The organism is Micromonospora sp. NPDC005553 (assembly GCF_042871765.1).
In the GTDB taxonomy this organism is placed as follows: domain Bacteria; phylum Actinomycetota; class Actinomycetes; order Mycobacteriales; family Micromonosporaceae; genus Micromonospora.
The window spans coordinates 790,413-814,600 of record NZ_JBIAJD010000003.1 but is presented as its reverse complement, the minus strand read 5'-3'; the positions used below and the strand labels follow the sequence as shown (position 1 = coordinate 814,600).

The window sequence follows — 24,188 nt, the reverse complement described above, 5'->3', positions numbered from 1 at the left end:
CCACGGCAAGCACACGCGACACGCGACAGCACTTCGACGATGATCGACAAGCCGTCGTCGGTGTGACCAGGCCCGGCCGGGGGTACCGCTCAGAAATGCCGCTGACCCGCAGTCTCGACGATTCGACAGTGGTGATCACCGGTGCGTCCAGCGGGATCGGCACGGCGACCGCGTACGCGCTGGCCCGCCGTGGTGCCGCCGTCGTGCTGGCCGCCCGCAGCGAGCCGGCCCTGCTACAGGTCGCACAGCGCTGCCGGGAGTTGGGCGGCCGGGCGCTGGTCGTACCGACCGACGTCACCGAGTTGGAGTCGGTGCGGCGGCTGGCCGACCAGGCGGCGGCCGAGTTCGGCCGGATCGACGCCTGGGTGAACAACGCCGCGGTGAGCGCGGTGGGACTGTTCGACGAGATCCCGGTCGCCGAGTTCCGCCGGGTGCTGGAGGTCAACCTGCTAGGAACGGTGCACGGCATCAAGGCGGCCCTGCCCTACCTGGGTGCCGCCGGCGGCGGTGTACTGGTCAACAACGCCTCGGTGCTGGCCGAGGTGGCAATGCCGTACCAGTCGGCGTACAACGCCACCAAGCACGGCATCCGTGGGCTGGCCGACACCGTCCGACAGGAGCTGCGGGTCACCGGTCGCGGTCACATCTCCGTCTGCACCGTGCTGCCCGCCACGATCGACACCCCGTTCTTCCGGCACACCGGCAACCACAGCGGCCGGGAGCTGGTGCCACCCCCTCCGATCTACCCGCCGGAGGTGGTGGCCGAGACCATCGTCCGGCTGCTGCGCCGGCCTCGCCGCGAGGCGTACGCCGGCGGCGCCGCCCGGCTGATCGGCCTGCAGTGGCGGCTGGCGCCCGCGCTGGTCGAGCGCACCCTCGGCTGGTACGCCCACCGGACCCAGTTCGGCCCGGGTGCCCGGGTGGACAGCAGCGGCAACGTGTTCCACAGCGATGCTCAGGCGCGCCAGGACGGTGGCTGGCACGGTCGGCGGCGACAGTTGGCGCGGATGACCGCCGCGTTCGGTCTGGCCGCCGCCGGCACCGCTGTCGGCACCCTGGCGGCCATCAACCGCCGTTCCCGGTCGGACCGCTGATGGCCGATGTCGAGCGCCCGAATGCGCTGACCGTCACCGGCGCGCACAATGGGGCGATCATGTCGAGCTGTCTCGTGGAAATCGACGAGTCGTCAGCGGTGGTCCGACTGACCGGCGTGCTCGATGCCGCCGGTGCCGAGGCGGTACGCGGCGCGCTGCTCGCCCGTCTGCTGGCCCGGCCCGGCCCGGTGGTGGCCGACGTGACCGGCCTGCGGGTCGTCGACGCGGCCGGACGCGGCGTCTTCGCCGACGTACGCCGGGAGGTCGCCGACTGGCCCGCCGCGGACCTGCTGCTGTGTGACCCGGCGGTCGACGGGCCCGCCCAGCCGGACGCCGCGCTCGCCGGGGTGCCGGCCTGGCCGACGCTCGACGGGGCGCTGGCCGCTGTGGCGGCGACACCACTGGCGGCGGTCCTCACCGCCGAGCTGGCTCCGACGGTGGGCGCCGCCAGGCAGGCTCGCGAACTGGTCAACACCGGTTGCGAGCGCTGGGGTATGCCGACGCTCACCGACCCGGCGTGCATCGCGATCACCGAGATGGTCAACAACGTGGTGGCGCACGCCCGGACCCCGATGACGGTTCGGCTGGCGCCCCGGGAGACCACCCTGCACCTGGCGGTTCGCGACCACTCCCCGCGTCAGCCGACGTTCGCCGGGATCTCCCCACCAGACCGGGCCGGCGGTCGGGGACTGCTGCTGATCGACACGGTGGCCCGCCGCTGGGGCAGCACTGCCGTACCGGACGGCAAGGTCGTCTGGTGTGTGCTGCACCCCGACGACGAGGCCGCCTGACGGGGCTTTCGCCGTCGGCGCCCGATTCGGCGCCGTACCGTCGACTGCCGCCCGGTTACGGCGGCGGGGCAGCGGGTAGTGATCAGACATGCGCGACAACGAGTACCCGACCCCCGTGTCCGACACCGAGGCGCAAGGGCTGCCCGACACCGCCGATGACGACTCGACCGCCAACGACGACGTCCTCACCGGGCGCGAGGCGGACGGCCCGGACCCGGCCCAACTGCCCGGCGACCGGACGCCGGTGGCGGTGGACCGGTTCGGCACGACCGCCGAGGAGCAGCTCGACGGTGAGTCGTTGGACTACAAGCTCGGCCGCGAGGTCTACGAGCGCCCGGCGGACGACCCGCTGGCCGGCACCATCGACCCGAAGATCGCCTTCGAGGCGGACAACCTGGAAGCCGCGGCGGAGGCTCAGCTGGACGCCGACGTGATGGATCCCGGGCCGACCTCGGACCCGAACTCACCGGTCTCCCTCTACGACCACGGTCAGCTTGGCACGGTGGCCGACGCCACAGTGGGCCGGCTGGTGGAACCCGACGAGGGGGCGCACACCGACCAGGAGACCGACTCGGTGGCGTACGACGCCGGATCGGCCGGGGGCGGAGCCACCGCCGAGGAGCTGGCCATCCACGAGACGGAGCCGCCGCGCTCGGTCTGACGTCGCTCAGTCGTCCAGACCGCGTTCGATGGCGTACCGGGTCAGCTCGACCCGGTTGTGCAGTTGCAGCTTGCCCAGGGTGTTCTGCACGTGGTTCTGCACAGTGCGGTGCGACAGGCCGAGGCGCTGGGCGATCTGCTTGTACGACATCCCCTTCGCCACCAGCCGCAGCACCTCCGTCTCCCGTTCGGTGAGCTGGGGCGTCGCGGGTTCGGCAGCGCCGGCCGGGCCGGTCCCCCGCCCCGGTCCGGCGGCCAGCCGGCGGTACTCGCCGAGCACCAGCCCGGCCAGGCCGGGAGTGAAGACCGTGTCGCCGGCCGCGGTGCGGTGCACCGCCTCCAGGAACTCGGCGGGCGCTGTCGACTTCACCAGATAACCGGTGGCCCCGGCCTTCACCGCGTCCAGCACGCTCTGCTGTTCGCCGCTGGCGCTGAGCATCAGCACCCGTACGGCGGGCAGCGCCGCGCGCAACCCCAGGATCACCTCGACGCCGGAGATGTCGGGTAGTTGCAGGTCGAGGACGACGACGTCGGGCTGGGCCGCGGCGGCCACCCGGATGGCCTGTCGTCCCTCGCCGCTGGTCGCCACCACCAGGAAACCAGCCTCGGTCAGGTCGCGGGCCACGCCCTCCCGCCACATCGGATGGTCGTCCACCACCATCACTCGGACCGGGTTCGCCGCCGTCACCTCGGCACGCTCAGCTCGATCTCGGTGCCCGCCTCGGGGGCGGACACGATCCGCACGGTGCCGCCCACGTCGACCACCCGTCCCCGAATCGACTGGGTCACGCCGAGCCGACCCTGGGCGGCCGCCTCGTCCAGCCGGCCATCCGGAATGCCCGGCCCCTCGTCGCGGATCGACACGGTCACCGTCGCCCCCTCGTCCTCGATCAACACCCAGGCCCGCCCGCCGGCGTGCCGCCCCACGTTGTCCAGGGCCGCGCCGGTCGCGGCGGCCAACTCAGCGGCCACCCGTCGGGGCAGCGGCACCGGGCTGGCCGGGGCGGACAGCGCCACCGCCGCCGAGGCGTACCGGCTGAGCAGGGTCCGCAGGTCCACCGCCTCGCCGCCGTCCGGGAGGCTCGCGGCGGCCGGGCCGGCCCCGGCGATCAGCGCCCGCAGAGCAACCTCCTGCTCGCCGGCCAGTCGGGCCAGCTCGCCGGCCTCCCCGGGCAGGTCGGCGCCGCGCCGCTGCACCAGCGCCAGCACCTGGAGCACCGAGTCGTGAATGTCCCGGGCCAGCCGCTCCCGCTCCCGGGTGGCGGCCTCCAGCTCCACCGCGCGCTGCAACCGCTCCTCGGCGCTCACCGCGAGCCGGGCCACATGCCCGACCACCACCCCGGCGAGCAGCATCAGGATCACCCCGGTGAACGAGGACTGACCGATCCGCTCCCTGGTGGCCAGGTCCGCGCCGGCGACCAGCAGCGCGGCGACAGTGCCCCGCCGCCGGCCACCGGAGACGGCCCAGGCCAGCACCGGGCCGGCCATCCAGGCCACCCCCAGGGTGGGTACGCCGTGGGCGAGCGCCGTCCGGCCGACCACCCACGGGGTGGCCAGCACGATGGCCACCACCACCCCGAGGTCGGCCAGCAGCAGCGGCCAGCGCCGCCAGGCCGGCCGGGCGTACCCGACCGCTGTCGCGCCCGTCCAGGCGATCATCAGAAGGATCAGGGCACCGACGGCGTACGGGTGGGCGTACCGGTCGGCGTCGCGCACCGCGAGCACGCAGACGTACGCCAGGGAGGCCAGTCTGAACACGGTGAGCGCACGCCACAGCGGCACCTCGAACCCACCCGGCGGCGACGGCATGGCGGTCAGGATGCCACAACCGGGCCGGCACACGGCGAGCAGCGAGTGCGGTTCAGGAAACCCTGACGTACGGTGGAAAAGCCGCGAATTACTCCGAGATGTGCCGCCGGGACGGGCCCATGACAAACGCAGATCCGCACGCACCGCGTACGGTTGTGCCCATCGAACCTGCCCTCCTGATCGCCGAAGCCTTTGACCAGGCCCAGGTGACCGAGATTCGACACTCGGTCACCTCCTGCGCGCATGCCTCCGGCCTCAGCGGCCAACGGCTGGACGACTTCGTGCTCGCGATCAACGAGTTGATCACCAACGCGGTGCGGCACGGCGGCGGGCGCGGCTGGCTGCGACTCTGGCACGAGTCGGGTGCGCTGGTCTGCGAGGTCGCCGATCACGGGCACGGGATCAGCCCGCAACGACTGGGCGACCGCAGTCGGCCCGCCCCGGACACCGCCGGCGGCTGGGGCCTCTGGCTGGCCCGCGAGCTGAGCGACGCGATGGAAGTGGTCACCGGCACCGCCGGCACCACCGTCCGCATAACCACCGGCCTGACCAGCCACAACCACACCCCGCACTAACCCACCCCCGGCCTGACCGCCCCACCCCGCCTCAGTCCGCCACGCCACGCCCCGTTTCGCCACGCCCCGGCCCGCTCCGTCGATCATGGAGGTGTGGTGGGTGACAAAGTCCTCGAATGACACCAAAACGGGCACCATAACTCCATGATCCACCGGGCGTGGCCGCGATCTTGCACTTACTGTCCCGACATTGGTGGCACTCCACACTTTTCGACAACCGAAACTGCAAGATCGGCGGAGGCAGGTACGGCGCGGGGCAGGGCGCAAGGCCCGCGGGGCAGGGGCGCAAGATGCGCGGGTCGGTCAGGCGAAGAGGGCTGAGACGGATTCTCCGTTGTGGATTCGGCGCGTCGCCTCGGCCAGGGCGGGGGCCACCGACAGGACCTGCAGCTTGGGGACCCGCTTGGCGGCCGGGATGGGCACCGTGTTGGTGCAGACGATCTCCAGGACGCCGTCCTGGTCGCTGAGCCGCTGCAACGCGTCGCCGGAGAAGAGGCCGTGCGTGCAGGCGAGCCGGATCGACCGGACCTTCAGACCGCGCAGATGCTCCATCAGCTCGACCACCGTGCTGCCCTTGGCGATCTCGTCGTCCAGCACGATGACGTCCCGGTCGGTCACGTCGCCGATCACCGCGCTGATCTTGACCAGGTCGTCGCTGAACCTCTGCTTCGCCCCGGCCGCGACCGGAGTGCCGAGCAGCCGGGCGAAGGCTGCGGCCTCCTTGGCGTTGCCCAGGTCGGGCGAGACCACCACGGTGTTGCTGAGGTCGTAGCGCCGGAAGTGGGTGGCCAGCTCCCGCAGCGCGTGCAGGTGATCCACCGGCACGCTGAAGAAGCCGTGCACCTGCGGCGAGTGCAGGGTCATCGCGAGCACCCGGTCCGCCCCGGCCGAGGTGAGCAGGTCGGCGACGAGCCGCGCGCCGATCGAGATCCGTGGGGCGTCCTTCTTGTCCGAGCGGGCGTACGCGTAGTGCGGCAGCACCACGGTGATCCGACCGGCGGAGGCGCCCCGGGCGGCGTCGATCATCAGCAGCAGCTCGACCAGGTGCTCCTGCACCGGCGGCACCAACGGCTGGATCAGGAAGACGTCCCGCTCCCGGCAGTTGGCCTGCAACTGGACTTCCAGACAGTCGTTCGCGAACCGGGAGACCCGCACCGGGTGCAGCGGCACCCCCAGGTGGGCGCAGATCTCGGCAGCCAGGTCGGGATGGGCGGTTCCACTGAAAACTGCTATGTCGCGCACGTTCGCACATCGTAGGGGAAGCCGACGGCCGCCGACGGCGGCGGGCCGGAACCCGCCGTGACGCCTGTCGCGCCGCGCCGCCGTCCGGGTACGGTGCTGCGGTGACCCCCCAGTACGTCGCCGCCATCGACCAGGGCACCACTTCCTCGCGGTGCATCGTCTTCGACCGGGCCGGGGACATCGTCGCCGTGGCCCAGCGCGAGCACCGGCAGATCTTCCCCCGACCGGGGTGGGTGGAGCACGACGCCGAGGAGATCTGGGACAACGTCGAGCAGGTGGTCGCCGAGGCGCTGCGGGCCGCCGGCACCGACGCGTCCGGGCTGGCCGCTGTCGGCATCACCAACCAGCGGGAGACCACCGTCGTCTGGGACCGGGCCACCGGCCGCCCGGTGGCCAACGCCATCGTCTGGCAGGACACCCGGACGGGGCCGCTGCTGCGCGAGCTTGCGTCGGCGTACGGCGAGGAGCGGTTCCGGACCCGCACGGGCCTGCCGCTGGCCACCTATTTCGCCGGGCCGAAGCTGCGCTGGCTGCTCGACGAGGTCGAGGGCCTGCGCGAGCGCGCCGACCGCGGCGAGGTGCTCTTCGGCACCATGGACAGCTGGCTGATCTGGAAGCTGACCGGCGAGCACGTCACCGACGTGACAAACGCCAGCCGGACCATGCTGATGGACCTCACGACCCTCGACTGGGCCCCGGATCTGCTGGACGCGATGGGTGTTCCGGCGGCGATGCTGCCGGAGATCCGCTGCTCCGCCGAGGTGTACGGCACGGCGAGGGGGGTTCTCGCCGGGGTGCCGGTGGCCAGTGCGCTCGGCGACCAGCAGGCCGCCCTGTTCGGGCAGACCTGCTTTCAGCCGGGTGAGGCGAAGTGCACCTACGGCACCGGCAGCTTCCTGCTGCTCAACACCGGCGCCACCCCGGTCCCGTCGACGCACGGTCTGCTCACCACCGTCGCCTACCGGATCAAGGACCAACCACCGGCGTACGCCCTAGAAGGCGCCATCGCGGTCACCGGCTCGCTGGTGCAGTGGCTGCGGGACAACCTCGGGCTGATTTCCACGGCCGCCGAGGTGGAGGAGTTGGCCAGCACCGTGAACGACAACGGCGGCTGCTACGTGGTGCCGGCGTTCTCGGGACTGTTCGCCCCGCACTGGCGCAGCGACGCCCGGGGGGTCATCGCGGGCCTGACCGGTTACATCACCAAGGGACACCTGGCGCGTGCGGCGCTGGAGGCGTCGGCGTGGCAGACCCGCGAGGTGGTCGACGCGATGAACGCCGACTCTGACGTGGCGCTGCGTCGTCTCCGGGTGGACGGCGGGATGACCGCGAACGGCCTGCTCATGCAGTTCCTCGCCGATGTGCTCGACGTGCCGGTGGTCCGTTCCCGGATCACCGAGACCACCTGCCTGGGTGCCGCGTACGCGGCCGGTCTGGCGGTCGGCTTCTGGCCGGACCTGGCCACACTGCGGGCGCAGTGGCGCTCCGACGCGCAGTGGGAGCCGGCCATGGCTCCGGACCTGCGCGAGAAAGAGCTGCGCCAGTGGCGCAAGGCAGTGCAGCGCACCCTCGACTGGGTGGAGTGAGCCGGTCACTCCCAGCGGTTGCCGGTGAGCTTCTCGTAGACGTCGATGTAGCGGGCCCGGGTCGCCTCGACCACCTCGGCCGGCATGTCCGGGGCGGGGGCCTGCTTGTTCCAGCCGCTGCCGGTGGCCCAGTCCCGCACGTACTGCTTGTCGTAGGAGAACTGCACCCGGCCCGGCTGGTACGACTCGGCCGGCCAGAACCGCGACGAGTCGGAGGTGAGCAGTTCGTCGGCGAGGACCAGGGTGCCGCCCGGCGCCCAACCCAGCTCAATCTTGGTATCGGCGACCAGGATGCCCCGGTCGGCGGCCAGCTCGGCGCCGCGCCGGTAGATGTCGATCGTGATCTGCCGGAGCCGCTCGGCGGTGGCCTGACCCACCTTGTCCACCACGTCGTCGTACGTGATGGGCTCGTCGTGCTCGCCGGCCGGGGCTTTGCTCGACGGCGTGAAGATCGGCTCGGGCAGGATCGACGCTTCGCCGAGCCCTCGCGGCAGCTCCACGCCGGAGACCGCGCCGGTCTTCTCGTACTCCCGCAGGCCGCCGCCGGTCAGGTAACCGCGGGCGACGCATTCGACCGGGAGCATGTCCAGCCGCTGGCAGCGGATGGCCCGCCCGGCGAACTCGGCGGGCACGTCGGTGGCCGAGATGACGTGGTTCGGCACGAGGTCGGCGAGCTGCTCGAACCACCAGAGCGAGAGCGCGGTGAGCAGACGACCCTTGTCCGGGATCGGCGTCGGCAGCGCCACGTCGTAGATCGAGATGCGATCCGAGGCCACCAGGATCAGGTCGTCGCCGTCGGCGTAGACGTCCCGGACCTTGCCCGAGTGCAGAAGTTCCACGCGCCCTAGTACACCACGCGAGATCGCGGGGCCTGATTCGACCACCCGGCCGAGGGTGACCGGACGGACGTTGACACCTTCGTGTGCTGCCTGCGTGAATGGTCCGACCGCCACCCCCGTAGGTCCAGGAGAGCCCCGTGCCCGTTGTTCGCCCCTCGCTCGACCGCCTCGGCGCGGACCCGGGTCGGCGCCGACTGCTCAGCGCGCTGCTCGGCGCACCTCTGCTCGCGTCCGGTGGGCTGGCGGGGTGCAGTGACGACGCCGCCACCTCGACCCAGGACGGGCCCGTCGAGCTGTCGGTCTTCTGGTGGGGTGGCACCAAACGGGCCGAGCTCACCGAGAAGGCGCTGCGGCTCTACTCGGATCGCAACCCCCGGGTCACCTTCCGGGTCACCTGGCAGGGCGCCGACGGCTACTACGACCGGCTGGCCACCCAGGCGGGCGGCGGGAACGTACCGGACCTGATCCAGATCGACGACGCCATGCTGACCGAGTACACCCAGCGTCAGGTCATTCTCGACCTCACCGACCACCGCCTTGATCTTCGGGGCCTGCCGGAGGGTCTGATCCGCTACGGCACGGTGGAGGGGCGGACGATGGCGGTGGCCGCCGGGCAGACCCATGCCGTGGTGGTGTTCAACCGGGACCTGCTGCGGGAGCTGGAGATGCCGGAGCCCCGCGCCGGGATGACCTGGCCCGACTACATCTCCTGGGCCACGCAGGTCACCGAGGCCAGCGACCGCCGGGTGGCCGGCACGATGGACGGTTCGGGCGACTACCGGGCACTCTGGCTCTGGTTGCGGTCGCAGGGCGGCGAGTTCTACCGGGGCAACCAGCTCGGCTTCGGCGCGGACGAGCTGATCGCGTGGTTCGAGTTGTGGCAGCGGGCCCGTCGGAGCCGAGCCACGCCGAGTGCGGCCCTGGTCGAGCAGGCCGACAGCGGCGAGCCGGCCCGGCAACTGGTGGTGAGCGGGGCGACGGCGGCGTCCTTCGCCTGGTCGCACCAGCTACCGGAGCTGCAACGACTCACCGAGTCCGAGTTGGGCATCGTCGGCTTCCCCGGCCCGCCGGGGGCTCAGTGGGCGCGGGCGTCGATGTACTGGGCGGGGTTCCGGGGCACCCGCCACCCGGACACGGTCGCCGACGTGATCAACTTTCTGACCACCAATGGTGAGGTCGGCGCCGTTCTCGGCCACGAACGTGGGCTGAATGCCAGTGCCCAGGTCCGCCGCTACGCCGAGGGCAGCATCACCGACCCGGCCCAGCGACGTGCCGCCGAGTTCGGTGCCAGCATCGCCGACCTGCTCGGGCCGGCGCCGGCGCCGCCACCCCAGGGGCACGCCAAGGTGCGCACCCTGCTGGTCGCCGCCGCCGAGCGGATCCGCGTCAAGCGTGACGGCACCCGCGAGGCCACCGCGCGTTTCCTGTCCCAGGCCATCGCGGCCCTGGCGGCGGTGAGCACCAGCGGCCAGACCGGAACCGGCCGCTGGTGACCCTCCGGCGTCGCAGGCGCGGCCAGCGCAGCGAGCGCGGTCAGCGCGGCGGGCCACCCCGGCGGTTGCGCATCAGACGCAACACCAGGAACACGACGATCGCGACCACCACCAGGCAGCAGAGCAGCGGGAGCACCCCGAAGCCACTGCGGCCTCGCCGCCGGGCGGCCTCCACCACGAGTTCGCCAGTGCCCGTCGACGCCCAGGCTGCGACCGGCACGAAGACCGCCAGTACGACCGCACCGAAGACCGCGCTCAGGCGGCCCCACCACTTACCGAATGAAGACATGTGCCCATCCTCGCCGAAGGGCGCAACCTCGGCACGTCGGTCCACGCCGAATCATGGGACCGGATGGTGCGGAAGCTCCCCGGCTGGTGCGCAACGCGCTCGCAACGTCCCGGCAAAGATGATGATCTTTACATGAATCTCTCGAGGTGATCGGATTCGCCTCATGCTCACCTCTTTAGGCAGTGCGCGGATCTCTCGCACCCGAAGATCTGCGGCGGCAGCGGTCGGCGTCACAGTCGTCGCCGCTCTCCTCACCCCCACGGCGGCGCACGGCGCCCCACCACCCCCACCGCCGCCGACGAGACCCGCTCCGAGCGGCGACGCGGACCGCACCCCCGTCACGGTCACTCTGATCACCGGCGACCGGGTGACGGTGACCCCGGGGGTCCACGGCGCAACCGAATCGGTGGACGTCAAGCGCGCCCCGGGCGCCACCGGCTCCGTACGCATCTCCACTGAGGGCCGGGACACCTACGTGTACCCGGACGAGGCGTTGCCGTACCTCGCCACCGGTCGACTCGACAAGCAGCTGTTCGACGTCACCCAGCTCATCGCCCAGGGCTACGACGACGCGCGGACCGCCGACCTTCCCCTGATCGTCACTCGCACGACGGGTGCGGCGAAGCTCAGGACCGGCACCACGCTGCCGGGCGCGCAGACCACGCTGGAGCTGCCCTCCGTCCGTGGTGAGGCGATCCGCACCCGCCGATCGCAGGCGGCGGACTTCTGGTCGGCCCTCACCAGTGGACAGTCGCCGACCGGCCGCAGCGCTGCCACCCCGGCGCCCTCCTTCGCGGCCGGCGTCGACAAGGTGTGGCTCGACGGCAAGGCGAAGGCCACCCTGGCCGACACCACCGCCCAGATCGGCGCGCCCGCGGCGTGGGCCGCGGGTGGCACCGGCAGCGGCGTCCGGGTCGCCGTCCTGGACAGCGGAGTGGACACCACCCACCCGGATCTCGCCGACCAGGTGGTGGCCTCCCGAAGCTTCATCGCCGGCCAGGACGTGATCGACCGGAACGGGCACGGCACCCACACCGCGTCCACCGTCGCCGGGACGGGCGCCGCCTCCGGCGGCAAGGAACGGGGCGTGGCCCCCGACGCCGACCTGGTGATCGGCAAGGTCCTCGACGAGTACGGCAGCGGGTCCATCTCGGGGATCATCGCGGGCATGGAGTGGGCGGCGCGGGCCGAGCACGCCAAAGTGATCAACATGAGCCTCGGCGTGAGCGCCTGGCACACCCAGGACGACCCGCTGAGCCAGGCCGTCAACCAGCTGACCGCCGAGACGGGTGCGCTCTTCGTCGTGGCCGCCGGCAACAGCGGGCCAGACCCGTACACCCTCGGTGCGCCAGGCACCGCGGACGCCGCGCTGACCATCGGCGCGGTGGACACCTCCGACCACCTGGCGGGCTTCTCCAGCGTCGGGCCCCGGATGAACGACGAGGCCCTCAAGCCCGACATGACCGCACCCGGGGTGGACGTGCTGGCGGCACGCTCGCAGCACATCCCCTGGGGCGAGGGCTACTACTACACCGACAGTGGCACCTCGATGGCAGCGCCGCACGTCGCCGGGGCGGCCGCCCTGCTGGTGCAGAAGCACCCGACCTGGAGCGCGCGGCAGCTCAAGGACGCGCTGATGGGCACCAGCGTCCGCACGCCCGACTACGACGCCTACCAGGCCGGTAGCGGTCGGTTGAACGTCGCTGCCGCCTACCACCAGGACCAGATCGTCGCGTCCGGGTCGGTGGACGCCGGACTCGTCGGTTGGGGCAGCGCGCCACAGCCGATCAAGCGGACGATCACCTACACCAACACGACGGACAGCCCGATCGCGTTGGAGCTCTCCGTCGATCACGGCACCGCCCCCGCGCAGACGTTCACGGCAACCGCCGACCGCGTCACGGTGCCCGCTCGGGCCAGCGCGACTGTCGACGTCGTGGTGGCCCCGGCCGGCCTCTCCCCCGGCAGGTACTCCGCCCAGGTCACCGCCCGCTTCGCCGCCGGCGAGGTGCACACGGCCGTCGGGGTCGCCGTCGAGTCCAAGAAGTACGACCTCACCATCCACCTGAAGGACCGCGCTGGCCAGCCCATGAGCGGCGAGGTCGAGGTCGTCAACGCCGAGACCGGCTCCGCCTTCATGTGGGTGCCGGACGGAAAGCTCACCGCCCGCCTGGCGCCCGGCTCCTACACCGTCGTCGCGGCGGCGGACGTGGAGGGTCTGCACGGGCCCCGCTCTCTCGGGCTCGCGATGCTGACCGCTCCCGAGGTCGACCTGACGACCAACCGGGTAGTGGAACTCGACGCCGCGCAGGCCCGCCAGGTGAAGGTGGCGACGCCCCAGCCGACCGCCGTCGTCAACAGTCGAATCGATGTCTACCGCTCCTTCACCTCGAGCGAGCCGACGCCCACCGACTGGAGCGCCCTGCGCGAGACGTTCTGGCCGGGTGCCGCCTACGACAGCCTGTGGGCCCTGCCGACCAGGGACAAGGTGCGCAAGGGCAGCTTCGTCTTCACCACCCGGATCCGCGCCGAGCAGACGCCACTGGCGATCAGCTACCAGGGCCGGCAGCTCAGCGACCCGCTCGCCCAGCCCGGTTCCCCGCCCCTGCCCGACGGCACCTCGCGCCTGGACGCCGTCTTCGCGGGTGCCGGCGGCACCGCCGACTACGCCGGCCTGGCCGCCCGCGGCAAGGCCGTGGTGGTCCGCGGCAACGAATCGGTGACCCCCACGGACCAGGCAGCGGCGGCGCACACCGCCGGCGCGACGATGCTCGTCGTGGTCAACGACCGCGCGGGTCGCCGGAGCGGGTGGTACGGCAACTCCGACGCCGTGACGACCGGACCGATCCCGGTGGCCTCGGTGACAATGGACGAGGGCGAGGCGTTGATCCAGAAGATCACCGCCGCCGGCCGCAACCCGGTCCGACTGGTAGTGGTCGCCCACCCCCGGGCGAAGTACCTGTACGACCTTGTGGACTACCACAGGGGCGGGGTGCCGAAGGACCCGTCCGCCAGGACCGACCCGCGCAACCTCGCCCGGATCGATCTCACCTTCTCCCCGCCGCCGGGGAAGCAGTCCAGCGAGACCCGGATGGACTTCCCGCCGTACGAGTACGCGGCGGCACGGCCGTTCCCGTTCGAGCCGGTCGCGCCGGGGCCGCGTACCGACTGGGTCTCCGCGGGTGGCGGCATCAAGTGGATGCAGTACGCCGACGTCGCCGACTGGGCGCGGTCCAACACGGAGGCCATCGCCTACCGGCCGGGCAGTGTCCAGAAGGACCGCTGGTTCGGGCCCATCACCCGGCCACGGATGCTCAGCACCGAGATCCCGTTCCGTGGTGAGACCGCCATGAGCGCCTACATCCAGGGCTTCGGCGACGCGGGCGCCGCCCACAGCGGCGGGGCCAGCATGTCGCAGATCGCCACGTTCTATCAGGGCGACAAGCAGCTGACCCAGTTCGACGGCTGGCCGGAGATCGGCGCGGGTGAGCTGTCGCCGGAGAAGCTGCCGTACCGACTGGTCGTCGAGACCAAGGGCAAGCCCGAGTTCAGCCCGTACTCGACCGCCACGAACACCGAGTGGAGCTTCATCTCCGGCGGCACCACCGAGGTGCAGGCCATCCCGTTGGTCCAGCTGGACTACGGGACGGACGTGGACTTCGCGGGTCGGACGAAGCGCCGAACCGACTTCTCGATCACGCCAGTGGTGGTGGGCAGCACCAAGGCTCGGGATGCCGTGTCGTCACTTGAGTTGGAAATCTCCTACGACGACGGAGTGACCTGGCAGCGGCAGGACCTGCGGGAGAAGAAGGGGACCTGGCAGGCGTCGTTGAACGCGCCGCCCCGGGCCGACTTCGTGTCTATCCGGGTCACCGCCAAGCAGCGCAACGGTGGCGGCGTCACCCAGAGCGTCACCCGAGCCTTCGGCCTGCGGTAGAACCCGCCGGGGGTCGGTGCCGACGAGGTACCGGCCCCTGCGGGGCCCTCGCTTCTGACAGCGGCACCAAACAAGTCCGGCCCCCACACTGTGGGGGCCGGACTTGTATCACTTTCAGTGGTAGCGGGGACAGGATTTGAACCTGCGACCTCTGGGTTATGAGCCCAGCGAGCTACCGAGCTGCTCCACCCCGCGTCGACTTGTTAAGACTAACTCACCCGTTCCGGGCGATGATCAGTGGGGTCGCCATCCGCTGTTGCCGGCACCCCGGGATGTCGAAAGCCCGTCTCCGGTGAACCGGAGACGGGCTTCGAACTGGTGTTTCTCTCGTAGCGGGGACAGGATTTGAACCTGCGACCTCTGGGTTATGAGCCCAGCGAGCTACCGAGCTGCTCCACCCCGCGTCGGTTCACTAACCGTAGCGCACCAACCCGGGACACCGCAAAGCGACTCCGATACCGCCGACACAGACAGCTCTGACCTGGGCGTTGTCAGTCGAGCCAGTTCTCGATCGCCGCGACCGCCCGTCGACTGTCAACATCGACCTGGGACCGAACGGCGACCGTGTGCTCCCAACCCTGCTCCCAGAGCACCGTCACCACGTCGCCGACCCGGACCGCCCGGACCAGCCGAACCTCCTCCGTACCCGGCTCACCCATCCCGTCCGGCATCGGAGCCCGCATCTCGAACAGCACCGACCCGTCCCCGTACGCCCCCGAGGCCAGCAGCCGCTGTCGCCACGTCCTGTTGTCGTCGGGCAGCTTCTGGTCGGGGCAGCCGTGCACCGCCTGCCGCAGCTCCCGCAACGCGTCGTCGGCGCGACCTGCCCGGTAGATGGTGATGGTGTGCCGGTAACTACCGTCCGGCACGTGCCCAGTCGGCGTCTCCGGCATCTTGTAGGCCAGGTAGCGACCACGGCGTTGGACCATGGCCGAGTCGCTGGGCAGGCGCACACCGCACAGCGTCGGCAGTGCCGGACCCTCCCCCGAGGATTCCAGTCCGGTCCGGTTCGGGGCCGCCAGCAGGAAAAAGGCGCGGTCCGGGATCGAGGTGGGCGGCCGAGGTGCCGCCGGTCCGGTGGTGACCGGCTGCGACGGCGTACCGCTCGCTGTGGTCCGCGACGGTAGCGGTGCCGAGGGAGTGGGCGTGGGTGACGGCAGGGAGGTCGCCGTCGCCCCGGTCGGCGACGGGCCAGGGATGTCGGCGGGCGGCGGTGCGGAACCGTCCGCCGGGTACGCCAGTCGGCCACCGACGACAACCCCGCCCACGAGCAGCGCCACCGCGAGCGTCGAACCGGCTACCCGTGCTCGGGCCCGCCGGTCGGCGAACCGCCGAAGCGACTCGGGGCGGGTCAGCTCGTGCCCGTCCGCGACGGTGCCGAGCGACCGGTACAGGTCAGAGAGTTCAGCTGACATCGTTCGCCTCCAACTCCACGACGCTGAGGTCGGGCAGCAGCGCGGCCAGCCGGGACCGGCCCCGGGACAGCCAGGACTTCACGGTGCCCACCGGCACGTCGGTTTCCCGGGCGATCTCCTCGACGGACATGTCGAAGAGGTAGTGCAGGGCCAGTGCCTGCCGGTGCGTGGCGGGCAACTGCCGGAGCGCTCGGACCAGGAGCACCCCGTCCTCGCTGGGTGGAGGTGTGACCGCCGGCGGTCCGCTACGACTCAGCACCACCCGCCGACGGTGCAGGCGCCGCCAGCGGTCGGTCGCCAGCCTGGCCACCACGAGCCGCAGCCACGCCTCCGGTGCTGGATGCGACGACAGTCGCCCCCACTGCCGCCAGGCCCGGGTGTACGCCTCCTGCACCAGGTCCTGCGCCTCACCGTGGTCGCCAGCGACCGCGTAGCCGTACCGCAGCGTCCGGCGGGCGGTGCTGCGGTAGAAGTCATCGAAGCTCTGCGCGTCCCGCACGACTGATCCCCCTCGTCCCCACCCCGTTGCAGTGAGGACGGCGGACCGGCACCGCAGGTTGCGGGCCTGGGCGGTGCTGTCGGTGACGTGACAGATACGCACAGATCAGGCCAACGGCCGAGCCCCCGCCCCTCGGACCTGATGCGGTCCGAGGGACGGGGGCTCGGGGAGGAACTCGTGCGGTGGCGGGTCAGCCTCCAGCACTCGGGCTGGCACCCGGCGCACCAGCGGCCTGCTGCGCCTGCTGGAACGCGGTGAGCGCCTCGTCGAGGGCCTTCAGCGCACGCCCGTACCGCTCGAAGTCGCCCGACGTCTGCGCGGCCCGGACCTCGGTGATCGCGGTCTGCACCCGGTCCGCAGCGGCAGCCAGGTCACCGGTAGGCGGTGGGGTGCCGGCGCTCGGAGTCGGCGATGGCGCCGCCGTCCCCGAAGGCGTCGGAGTCGGGGTCGTCGGGTTGCCCCCGGTCGTCGGTGGCGGCGACGTGCCCTGCCCAGCCTTCTTGCCCTGCTCGACCAACTGCTTGATGCCGTCGTTGATGTTGTCGGCGAGAGCCACGAAGGAGCCGCCGTCACCGTACGAGAGCAGCACCTTCTGCAACAGCGGGTACGCGTCCTGCTGGTTGCTCTTCACGTAGACCGGCTCGACGTAGAGCATCCCGTCGGCGAAGGGCAACGAGAGCAGGTTGCCGTACTGCACCTGCGCCTGGTTGCTGGAGAGCAGGTTGAGCTGCTGACGGATGTTCGCGTTGTTGGTCATCTGCTGGTGCACCTGCACCGGGCCGGAGATCCGGGTCTGATCCGGCAACTCCAGCACCTCCAACCGGGGCTTCCCGTCGACGTACGACCCGGAGATCAGTGCGGCGAGGTTCTGCCGGCCGTTCGGGGTGACCGCCGAGGTGAGCTGGAACCGCGGGCTCTCCTGCCCCGGGAACTGGGTGAACAGGTAGTACGGAGGCTGCTTCTGGCCGCTGTCCGGGGCGTCCGGCACGTTGGGCACCTGCCAGAAGTCCTGCGCCGAGTAGAAGTCACCCGGGTTGGTCACGTGGAACTTGGTGAGCAGGTTGCGCTGCACCTTGAACATGTCCGCCGGGTAGCGCAGGTGCTCGGTCAGCTCGACCGGGATCTCGGCCTTCGGCAGCACCAGGTCACCACCGAAAGCCTTGTTCCACGCCTTGAGCACCGGGTCGGTGTCGTCGTACTCGTAGAGCTTCACGGTGCCGTCGTACGCGTCGACTGTGGCCTTGACCGAGTTGCGCATGTAGTTGACGTCTTCGCGGGCCAGCTGGAAGGTGCCCCGGTTGGTCAACTCGTCGGTGGTCTCGGTCTGCAGGTTGACCTTCTCCGCGTACGGATAGGAGGCCGCCGTGGTGTAGCCGTCCACGATCCACTGCACCCGACCGTCGACCACTGCCGGGTACGGGTCGCCGTCCAGGGTGAGGAACGGCGCGACCTTCTCCACCCGGTCGCGCGGGTTGCGTACGTAGAGCAGCTTGGAGTCCTTGTTCACCGCCTCGGAGAGCAGGAAGTTCGACTCCTGCTCCTTGATGGCGTACAGCAGTCGCCGGGTGAAGGAGCCGATCTCCACACCGCCCTCACCGGTGTAGGTGTAGGACTCGCCGCCGCCCTCACCGACCGGCCTGTCGAACTCGGCCTTCTTGCTCGGGTCGGACTGCCCGACGATGGCGTAGTCGTCGGCCGCCATCCGCTCGCCGTAGTAGATGCGCGGCTGCTTGGCCGGAATCTGCTCGGTCTGCGAGGAGCACGCCTCCTGGGTCTTCTCGCCGAGGAACCCGGAGACGAAGAACGGCTGCCCGCCGCAGACCACCTGGTTGGCCGGGGCGGCCACCAGCCCGTACCCGTGGGTGTAGACGGTGTGCCGGTTGATCCAGGTGTTCTGCTGGTCGGTCAGCTCGCCGTAGTTGATCTCCCGGACGCCGACCACGTAGTCGGAGACCTTCCCGTTCACCCCGTACCTGTCGATGTCCAGCTTCGGGCCGAAGTCGTAGAAGCCACGCACCTGCTGGAGCTGGGTGTACGTCTCGCTGACCAACTGCGGGTCGAGCAGCCGCACGTTCGACACCACCGAGGTGTCGGTGGCCAGGTTCGCCGGTGGGGTGAGGTTGTTCGCCGCGTACGGGGTCGTCTCGGTGGCCCCCAACCCGAACGCCGCGCGCGTCGCGTCGATGCTGCGCTGGATGTAAGGCGCTTCCTTGTCCTTGGCGCTCGGCTTGACCTCGAAGGTCTGCACCGCCCAGGGGTAGATGCCGCCGATGGCCACCGCGGACACGCCGAGCAGCGCCAGCGAGATCCCCGGCCAGACCAGGTTCCGCATCCAGGCGTTGGAGAACACGAGGATCGCGATGGCCACCACGATCGAGATGTAGGCGAGGATCTCCTTCGCCGGCAGCAACGCGTTGACGTCGGCGTAGCCGGCGCCGTACAACTTGGCGCCCTCGTTGTACTCCAGCAGCATGGCCCGCCGGTCCAACACGTACGCGACCGCCTTCAACAGCACGAAGACCGCGACCAGCGTGCTCAGGTGCGCGCGGGCCGCGTTGCTCATCCGGTCGCCGACGCCCTGCAGGCGGACCCCGCCGAAGAGGTAGTGCACCGCCAGCGCGCCGATCACGGCCAGCACCACAGCGGTGAAGGCGACCCCGAGCAGGTAGCGCCAGAACGGCAGTTGGAAGACGTAGAAGCCGATGTCGACCCCGAACTCCGGGTCCTTGATGCCGAAGTCACCGCCGTTGCGGAACAGCAGCCACTGGTTCCACCGGTTCTGCGCGGAGAGACCGGCGAAGAGCCCGACCACCGCGGCGGTCAGCGAGATCCAGGTGCCGAGACGCGGGCTGAGCAGCATCCGGTAGCGCTCGAGGGTCGCCTGCTCGACCGAGTGCGGACGCAGTCGCGGGCGCAACCGGTAGGCCAGCCACAGGTTGCCACCGACGATCACCGCCATGCCGAGGCCGATGGCGAGGAAGAGCACCAGCCGGGTGAGCAGGACGCCGGTGAAGACCTCGGTGTAGCGGACCTCGTCGAACCAGAGCCAGTCGGTCCACGCCTGGACACCCCAGCCGAGCAGGGTGAAGAGCACGAACACCCCGACCAGGACAGCGATGGTGACGCGCCCGCGCCGGCTCATCCTCGGGAGGGGGCTGCTGCTACGCATGACCACTGTTGGCTCCGCACGCTCGATATGATCGGCTCCGACCAGGCACCCAGAGTACGGGGTGTTCCTGAGCGTGTCGGGGCACGGTCACACCGGTCAGCAACGCGTCGGCTGACCGCCCGCGCGCAACGTCTCCAGAGCGGTCATCGCCTCGTCCAACGAGCCCACCCGCAACAGCGGCAGATCGGGCTGCGGATTGCGGACCGCCTCCGCGCAGTTGTCCGCCGGCACCAGGAAGACCTTCGCCCCGGCGCGCTTGGCACCGACCAGCTTCTGGGCGATCCCACCGATCGGCCCGACGGCGCCCTCGTCGTCGATGGTGCCGGTGCCGGCGATGATCTTACCGCCGGTGAGATCGGCCGGGGTCAACTTGTCCACGATCCCCAGGGCGAACATCAGACCGGCGCTCGGCCCACCGATGTCCCCCAGGTCGATGCCGAGCGTGAACGGGTGCGGCTGCTGCTGATCGATCTCGACACCGATCCGCGGTCGGCCGTCCTGCTCCTGACTGGTCACCGTCGCGGTGGCCGGCGTGCCGTCACGGGTGTAGCCGATGGTCAACGCCGTGCCCGCCGGCTTGGCCCGGACCAGCTCGGTGACCTTCGCCGCCACCGGCACCGGCTGGCCGTCGACCGAGGTGATCAGATCGCCGACCTTCAGCGCGCCGGCCGCAGGGCCGTCCCCGGCCACCGTCTTGATCACTACCTGCACCGGAAAGCCCAGCTCCCGCAGCGCTGCGGTCTCCGCACTGGTCTGCGACGCCTTGAAGTCCTCGGCGTTGCGCTGCTCGACCTGCTCCGTCGACTCCCCCGGCGGGTAGACCAGCTCACGCGGCACCACCGCCTCGTCGTCGGAGAACCAGCCCGCGATGGCCCCCCGCAACCGCACGGAGGGTTGCACCCCCACCGTGGTGAGCCGCAACTGGCCGGCCGAGGTCGAGGTCTCCCGACCGGTGACCTGGATGACCTCCTTGCCGTCGGTCGTACCGAGGGTGTTGACGGTCGGCCCCGGGCCCAGCACCACGTACGGAATCGGCACCCGGAGCACCCCCATGCTCAGCAGGGCGGTGAACAGGGCACCGAGCAGGACCGTCAGGCCACGACGTCTCATGCCGCAGAGCGTACCGACCGGTTGCGGCCCGCCCGCCGGATGCGCCACGCGACTTCGCCCTCAGCGCAACGCCAGCGACGGCTACCTGGGGCGCGGTCCGCGTACCGTAGATGTCGTGCCTGATATTCCGTTCGGTTTCGCGCTCCCGGGTGGGCAACCACCAGACCCCAACGATCCCGCGCAGATGCAGCAGTTCATGTCGCAGTTGCAGCACCTGCTCTCCGCGCCGGGCAGCGGGCCGGTCAACTGGGACCTGGCCCGGCAGGTAGCAGCCAGTCAGCTCGCGGCCGCCGGTGACCCGGCGGTGTCGATGTACGAGCGCAACGCGGTCGAGGAGGCGCTACGCCTCGCCGACCTGTGGTTGGAGCCCGCCTCGGCGTGGCCCAGCGGCATCCAGAACCCCGTTGCGTGGAACCGCAACGAGTGGATCTTCAAGACGCTGGACGTGTGGCGCAAGCTGTGCGACCCCGTCGCCAGCCGGATGGTCGGCGCGATGGGCGACCTGGTGCCACCGGAGGCGCGCGCCCAGCTCGGCCCGATGCAGTCGATGGTGGCCTCCCTCGGTGGCGCGCTCTTCGGCGGTCAGCTGGGCCAGGCCCTCGGCTCGCTCGCCGCGGAGGTGCTCTCCGCCGGCGACATCGGGCTGCCGCTCGGCCCGGCCGGCACGGCCGCGCTGATTCCGGCCAACATCCGGGCGTACGGCGAGGGCCTGGAGCTGCCCGAGGACGAGGTCCGCCTCTACGTGGCGCTGCGCGAGGCCGCCCACCAGCGGCTGTTCCAGCACGTCCCGTGGCTGCGTGGGCATGTGCTCAGCGCTGTCGAGATGTACGCCTCGGGCATCCGGGTCAACCGGGAGGCGATCGAGGAGGCGATGGGTCGGGTCGATCCGACCGACCCCGAGTCGATGCAGGCGATCGCCCTGGAGGGCATCTTCACCCCGGAGGACACCCCGGCGCAGAAGGCCTCACTGGCCCGCCTGGAGACCGCACTCGCCCTGGTCGAGGGCTGGGTGTGCCACGTCGTCGACAGCGCCGCCAGCGACCGGCTGCCGAACGTCGTCCGGCTGGGCGAGGCGTTCCGCCGTCGCCGGGCCGCCGGCGGTCCCGCCGAGCAGACCTTCGCCGCGCTGGTCGGTCTGGAACTGCGGCCCCGCCGACTGCGGGAGGCCGCGGCGCTCTGGGCCGCGCTCACCGAGCACCGTGGCATCGAGGGCCGCGATGCCGTCTGGGGCCACCCGGACCTGCTCCCGTCGGACGACGACTTCGCCGATCCGGTCGCCTTCGCGATGAACGACATGGATCTCAGCGAGCTGGACAGCTTCGACTTCACCGCCCCCGGCGGGGTGGAGGAGAAGGCCCCCGGCCAGTCGGATCAGTCGGGGCGGCCCGGTCCGTCCGACGAGACCGACGGCGAGGGCGACGCCAGGTCCTGACCCCCGCCCGTCGACGGCCTGCGCCGCGGGTGCCCGCAGATCCACAGCGGGCACCCGCAGCATGTTCGGCGGTGCCGACGGTTCAGGTGGGTCAGCCTGCCCCGGAGAGGTTCAGGTGGGTCGGCCCGCCCCGGACAGCAGGGCGCGGGTCGCTTCCCAACCCTCGAAGGCCGGGTCGAGCGTGGCCAGGTCAGCCGGGCCGCGCAGTCGTCGCCAGCCGGTGGTGACCGCCACGTCACCCGGGCGCGGGGCGTTGGCGCGCGCCTCAGCCGGCGTCGCCGTGTCCAACTCCAGCGTCGGCAGCCAGTCGGGCGCGGGTAGTCGTACCGCGACCCCGAGCAGACCCGGGCCACCGCCCTCGACCGGAGCCACAGCGACCGGCCGGCTGGTGAGCGGGCGAAGCAGCTTGCCGACGGTCAGGGCGGGCAGGTCGGGCACGTCACTGACCAGCACGGCCGCCTGGTCGTACCCCTCCAGCGCGGCGAAGACGGCGTTCGGCGTCGGCTCGGCCACCTCGTACACCGCCGTTCCGGGCCACACCAGCGCATCGGCCAGGGCCCGGTCGGCCGGGGTCACCGCGACCGCGACCTCCACCTCGTTGAGCGTGGCGAACAGGTCGATGACGTCTTCTGCCAGCGCCGCTCGCCACTGCGCCAGGTCGACGCCGGGCGGCGACCAGTGCACCGGCCCGAGCAACGCCACCACCACCCGTCGCGCCATCCCCCGACCCTAGCGCCCCACCTGACACAGCCACCCGACCCGCCCGACCCAGGTAGCTGAGCGGGACCCACGGCATGATCGACTCGGTTTCACTGGAGTCGCGGTGTCCCGGAGCTCCCCACAGCGCGGTATTCAGGAACGCGAGTGGATCTTCGGGGCGGCTGTGTGCGGTCAGGTGGGGAGCGGCGCGCAGGAGGAGACGGCGGCGACCCCTTCGAGGTAGCCGCGGGCGCGTTCCGACTTCGGGTAGCGACCGACAAGCGCCCAGAACCGGGCGTTGTGGCTGGGCACGATGAGGTGCGCCAACTCGTGCAGCAACACGTAGTCGATCACCCAATCGGGCATCTCCTGGACGCGGTGGGAGATGCGGATGCTGCGGTCCGCCGGCGTGCAGGAGCCCCAGCGACCGTTCTGGTTGGTGACCCATCTGACGCTGGCCGGCACCGCCTTCGAGGCGTACCCGGTGAGGTAGAGATCGATGAGCCGGTTGGCGCGGGCCAGCAACTCGTCGTCGGACCGGGCAAGGCGCCCCTCCCGGGCGGCGAGCCGGGCGAGCATCCGGTCGACCCACTCGCTCTCCTCGGCGCGGGAGAACTGGTCGGGGATGAGGACGACCACTCGCTCACCGTCACGGTACGCGGACACCGTGCGTCGTCGACGCTGACTGCGTCGCACCTCGACGACCGGCTTGCGCGTCCCCGCCATCACTGGGCCGCGCAGCCTCGACTACGTGTCACGAAGGAAAGCTAATGCCCACTGACCAGGGGACCGCAAGGGTCAACCACCCGACACGCGCCCAGAAAATGGTGATTGGTCGCCAGGCGTCCCGAAAATTTCTTGACCGCAGCGCCAGCACGCCATCTCGTCACCCTTGGTGAACGTCGACGGCGCCGGTTCGCAGCACATCTCCTACCGTAGGTGATCACCGCTCCGGATGCGCTTCGGAGGTACTCGCACGGGTGGCTGTCAGGGTTTGGTCGGCGTGTCCCCGCCAAACTGACTTATCCGACCTATTTCGCCATGCACACTCTCGACGTCGACTTGCTCACAGTGTCGATGCACAGCTGACATGGAACTGCCCAGACCTGGGTAGGGTCCGCGGACCAGCGGTCACGAAGGTGGCCGCGGAGTGAGACCCAGCGCCGGCGCCCCGTGTGGCCCGCCGCCGGGCACCCCGCCGGGACGGTTATGACCGGCGGACGAGACGAGGAGGGCACCGTGGCCGACCAGGCCCAGACGACCTACAACGGTTACTGCGTGAAGTGCAAGGAGAAGCGGGACTTCGAGGGGCACGTCGAGGTCTCGAAGACCGGAATGAACATGGCCAAGGGCAAGTGTCCGGTATGCGGTACAACAGTGAACCGCATCCTGGGCAAGGCCAAGGTCTGACCCGAACGGGTGGACGGGGGTGGGGGGGGGGCGGGGGCCCCCCCCCCCCCCCGCCCGGGGGGGGGGGGGGCCCCCCCGCGGGGCGGGCGGCGGGGGGGGGGGCCACCACGGGGGCGGGGGGTGGGGAAAACCTGTAAAA

General features: G+C 71.0%; 20 protein-coding genes and 2 tRNA genes. 9 read left to right on the top strand and 13 right to left on the bottom strand.

From position 1 onward, the window contains the following. The first annotated feature begins 95 nt into the window (after positions 1-95). From ACFYPG_RS16365 to ACFYPG_RS16355, 3 genes are all read left to right on the top strand, one after another. Positions 96-1,094 (top strand): SDR family oxidoreductase, encoded by a 999-nt coding sequence (locus tag ACFYPG_RS16365; protein ID WP_355008167.1) that lies wholly within the window; start codon positions 96-98, stop codon positions 1,092-1,094. Further along, positions 1,094-1,885 carry an ATP-binding protein gene (locus tag ACFYPG_RS16360; protein WP_355008168.1) on the top strand — a complete coding sequence of 264 codons (792 nt, stop codon included), beginning with the start codon at positions 1,094-1,096 and terminating at the stop codon, positions 1,883-1,885. The genes ACFYPG_RS16365 and ACFYPG_RS16360 overlap by 1 nt, the downstream gene beginning before the upstream one ends. Positions 1,886-1,973: 88 nt before the next feature. After that, the gene (locus ACFYPG_RS16355; RefSeq protein WP_355008169.1) at positions 1,974-2,546 is read left to right on the top strand and encodes a DUF5709 domain-containing protein; all 573 of its coding nucleotides are present in this window, start codon (positions 1,974-1,976) and stop codon (positions 2,544-2,546) included. A gap of 6 nt (positions 2,547-2,552) precedes the next feature. Here ACFYPG_RS16355 and ACFYPG_RS16350 read toward each other — a convergent pair whose 3' ends face one another. Further along, positions 2,553-3,206: a response regulator transcription factor gene (locus ACFYPG_RS16350; RefSeq protein WP_355008244.1), complete on the bottom strand. Its 654-nt coding sequence runs from the start codon at positions 3,204-3,206 to the stop codon at positions 2,553-2,555. Positions 3,207-3,229: 23 nt separating this feature from the next. Beyond that, entirely contained in the window at positions 3,230-4,354 is a 1,125-nt protein-coding gene (macS, locus tag ACFYPG_RS16345) for a MacS family sensor histidine kinase (RefSeq protein ID WP_387352560.1), read from the bottom strand. 119 nt (positions 4,355-4,473) lie between these two features. Here macS and ACFYPG_RS16340 point away from each other — a divergent pair, with 119 nt between their 5' ends. Continuing rightward, on the top strand, positions 4,474-4,929 hold the full coding sequence (locus ACFYPG_RS16340) for an ATP-binding protein (protein WP_355008171.1): 456 nt from the start codon (positions 4,474-4,476) through the stop codon (positions 4,927-4,929). Positions 4,930-5,232: 303 nt separating this feature from the next. On the opposite strand, the gene ACFYPG_RS16335 is transcribed toward ACFYPG_RS16340, so the two are convergent. After that, positions 5,233-6,171 carry a ribose-phosphate pyrophosphokinase gene (locus ACFYPG_RS16335; RefSeq protein ID WP_091406120.1) on the bottom strand — a complete coding sequence of 313 codons (939 nt, stop codon included), beginning with the start codon at positions 6,169-6,171 and terminating at the stop codon, positions 5,233-5,235. A 101-nt stretch (positions 6,172-6,272) separates the two neighbouring features. On the opposite strand from ACFYPG_RS16335, the gene glpK reads away from it, so the two are divergent. Continuing rightward, the gene (gene glpK, locus ACFYPG_RS16330) at positions 6,273-7,757 is read left to right on the top strand and encodes a glycerol kinase GlpK (RefSeq protein ID WP_387352559.1); all 1,485 of its coding nucleotides are present in this window, start codon (positions 6,273-6,275) and stop codon (positions 7,755-7,757) included. 5 nt (positions 7,758-7,762) lie between these two features. On the opposite strand, the gene ACFYPG_RS16325 is transcribed toward glpK, so the two are convergent. Beyond that, positions 7,763-8,596 carry a phosphoribosylaminoimidazolesuccinocarboxamide synthase gene (locus tag ACFYPG_RS16325; RefSeq protein ID WP_387352557.1) on the bottom strand — a complete coding sequence of 278 codons (834 nt, stop codon included), beginning with the start codon at positions 8,594-8,596 and terminating at the stop codon, positions 7,763-7,765. Positions 8,597-8,733: 137 nt separating this feature from the next. On the opposite strand from ACFYPG_RS16325, the gene ACFYPG_RS16320 reads away from it, so the two are divergent. Further along, the gene (locus tag ACFYPG_RS16320) at positions 8,734-10,089 is read left to right on the top strand and encodes an ABC transporter substrate-binding protein (protein WP_387352555.1); all 1,356 of its coding nucleotides are present in this window, start codon (positions 8,734-8,736) and stop codon (positions 10,087-10,089) included. A gap of 40 nt (positions 10,090-10,129) precedes the next feature. On the opposite strand, the gene ACFYPG_RS16315 is transcribed toward ACFYPG_RS16320, so the two are convergent. Continuing rightward, positions 10,130-10,378, bottom strand: a complete 249-nt coding sequence (locus tag ACFYPG_RS16315; RefSeq protein WP_030336617.1) for a hypothetical protein — start codon at positions 10,376-10,378, stop codon at positions 10,130-10,132. 163 nt (positions 10,379-10,541) lie between these two features. On the opposite strand from ACFYPG_RS16315, the gene ACFYPG_RS16310 reads away from it, so the two are divergent. Further along, a complete protein-coding gene (locus tag ACFYPG_RS16310; protein ID WP_387352553.1) occupies positions 10,542-14,315 on the top strand; it encodes a S8 family serine peptidase in 3,774 nt (1,257 codons plus the stop codon). A gap of 118 nt (positions 14,316-14,433) precedes the next feature. Here the strand turns inward: ACFYPG_RS16310 and ACFYPG_RS16305 are convergent. From ACFYPG_RS16305 to ACFYPG_RS16280, 6 genes are all read right to left on the bottom strand, one after another. Next, a tRNA-Met gene (locus ACFYPG_RS16305) sits at positions 14,434-14,510 on the bottom strand. Positions 14,511-14,645: 135 nt separating this feature from the next. Further along, positions 14,646-14,719 (bottom strand) — tRNA-Met (locus ACFYPG_RS16300). An 87-nt stretch (positions 14,720-14,806) separates the two neighbouring features. Then, the gene (locus tag ACFYPG_RS16295) at positions 14,807-15,730 is read right to left on the bottom strand and encodes a hypothetical protein (RefSeq protein WP_387352551.1); all 924 of its coding nucleotides are present in this window, start codon (positions 15,728-15,730) and stop codon (positions 14,807-14,809) included. Beyond that, a complete protein-coding gene (locus tag ACFYPG_RS16290; protein WP_387352550.1) occupies positions 15,720-16,229 on the bottom strand; it encodes a SigE family RNA polymerase sigma factor in 510 nt (169 codons plus the stop codon). Before ACFYPG_RS16290 ends, ACFYPG_RS16295 begins: the two co-directional genes overlap by 11 nt. A 190-nt stretch (positions 16,230-16,419) precedes the next feature. Beyond that, positions 16,420-19,398, bottom strand: a complete 2,979-nt coding sequence (locus ACFYPG_RS16285; RefSeq protein WP_387352548.1) for a UPF0182 family protein — start codon at positions 19,396-19,398, stop codon at positions 16,420-16,422. A 96-nt stretch (positions 19,399-19,494) separates the two neighbouring features. Beyond that, positions 19,495-20,508: a PDZ domain-containing protein gene (locus ACFYPG_RS16280; RefSeq protein ID WP_387352546.1), complete on the bottom strand. Its 1,014-nt coding sequence runs from the start codon at positions 20,506-20,508 to the stop codon at positions 19,495-19,497. A 115-nt stretch (positions 20,509-20,623) separates the two neighbouring features. On the opposite strand from ACFYPG_RS16280, the gene ACFYPG_RS16275 reads away from it, so the two are divergent. Beyond that, the gene (locus tag ACFYPG_RS16275; RefSeq protein ID WP_355008179.1) at positions 20,624-21,940 is read left to right on the top strand and encodes a zinc-dependent metalloprotease; all 1,317 of its coding nucleotides are present in this window, start codon (positions 20,624-20,626) and stop codon (positions 21,938-21,940) included. 111 nt (positions 21,941-22,051) lie between these two features. Here ACFYPG_RS16275 and ACFYPG_RS16270 read toward each other — a convergent pair whose 3' ends face one another. Continuing rightward, complete coding sequence (locus ACFYPG_RS16270) at positions 22,052-22,660, bottom strand: hypothetical protein (RefSeq protein WP_357207137.1); 609 nt, start codon at positions 22,658-22,660, stop codon at positions 22,052-22,054. Positions 22,661-22,831: 171 nt separating this feature from the next. Continuing rightward, positions 22,832-23,365, bottom strand: coding sequence for a M48 family metallopeptidase (locus ACFYPG_RS16265; RefSeq protein ID WP_387352544.1), 534 nt, complete (start codon positions 23,363-23,365; stop codon positions 22,832-22,834). Positions 23,366-23,878: 513 nt separating this feature from the next. Here ACFYPG_RS16265 and ACFYPG_RS16260 point away from each other — a divergent pair. Continuing rightward, positions 23,879-24,049 carry a DUF5679 domain-containing protein gene (locus ACFYPG_RS16260; protein WP_167457767.1) on the top strand — a complete coding sequence of 57 codons (171 nt, stop codon included), beginning with the start codon at positions 23,879-23,881 and terminating at the stop codon, positions 24,047-24,049. The last annotated feature ends 139 nt before the right edge of the window (positions 24,050-24,188 follow it).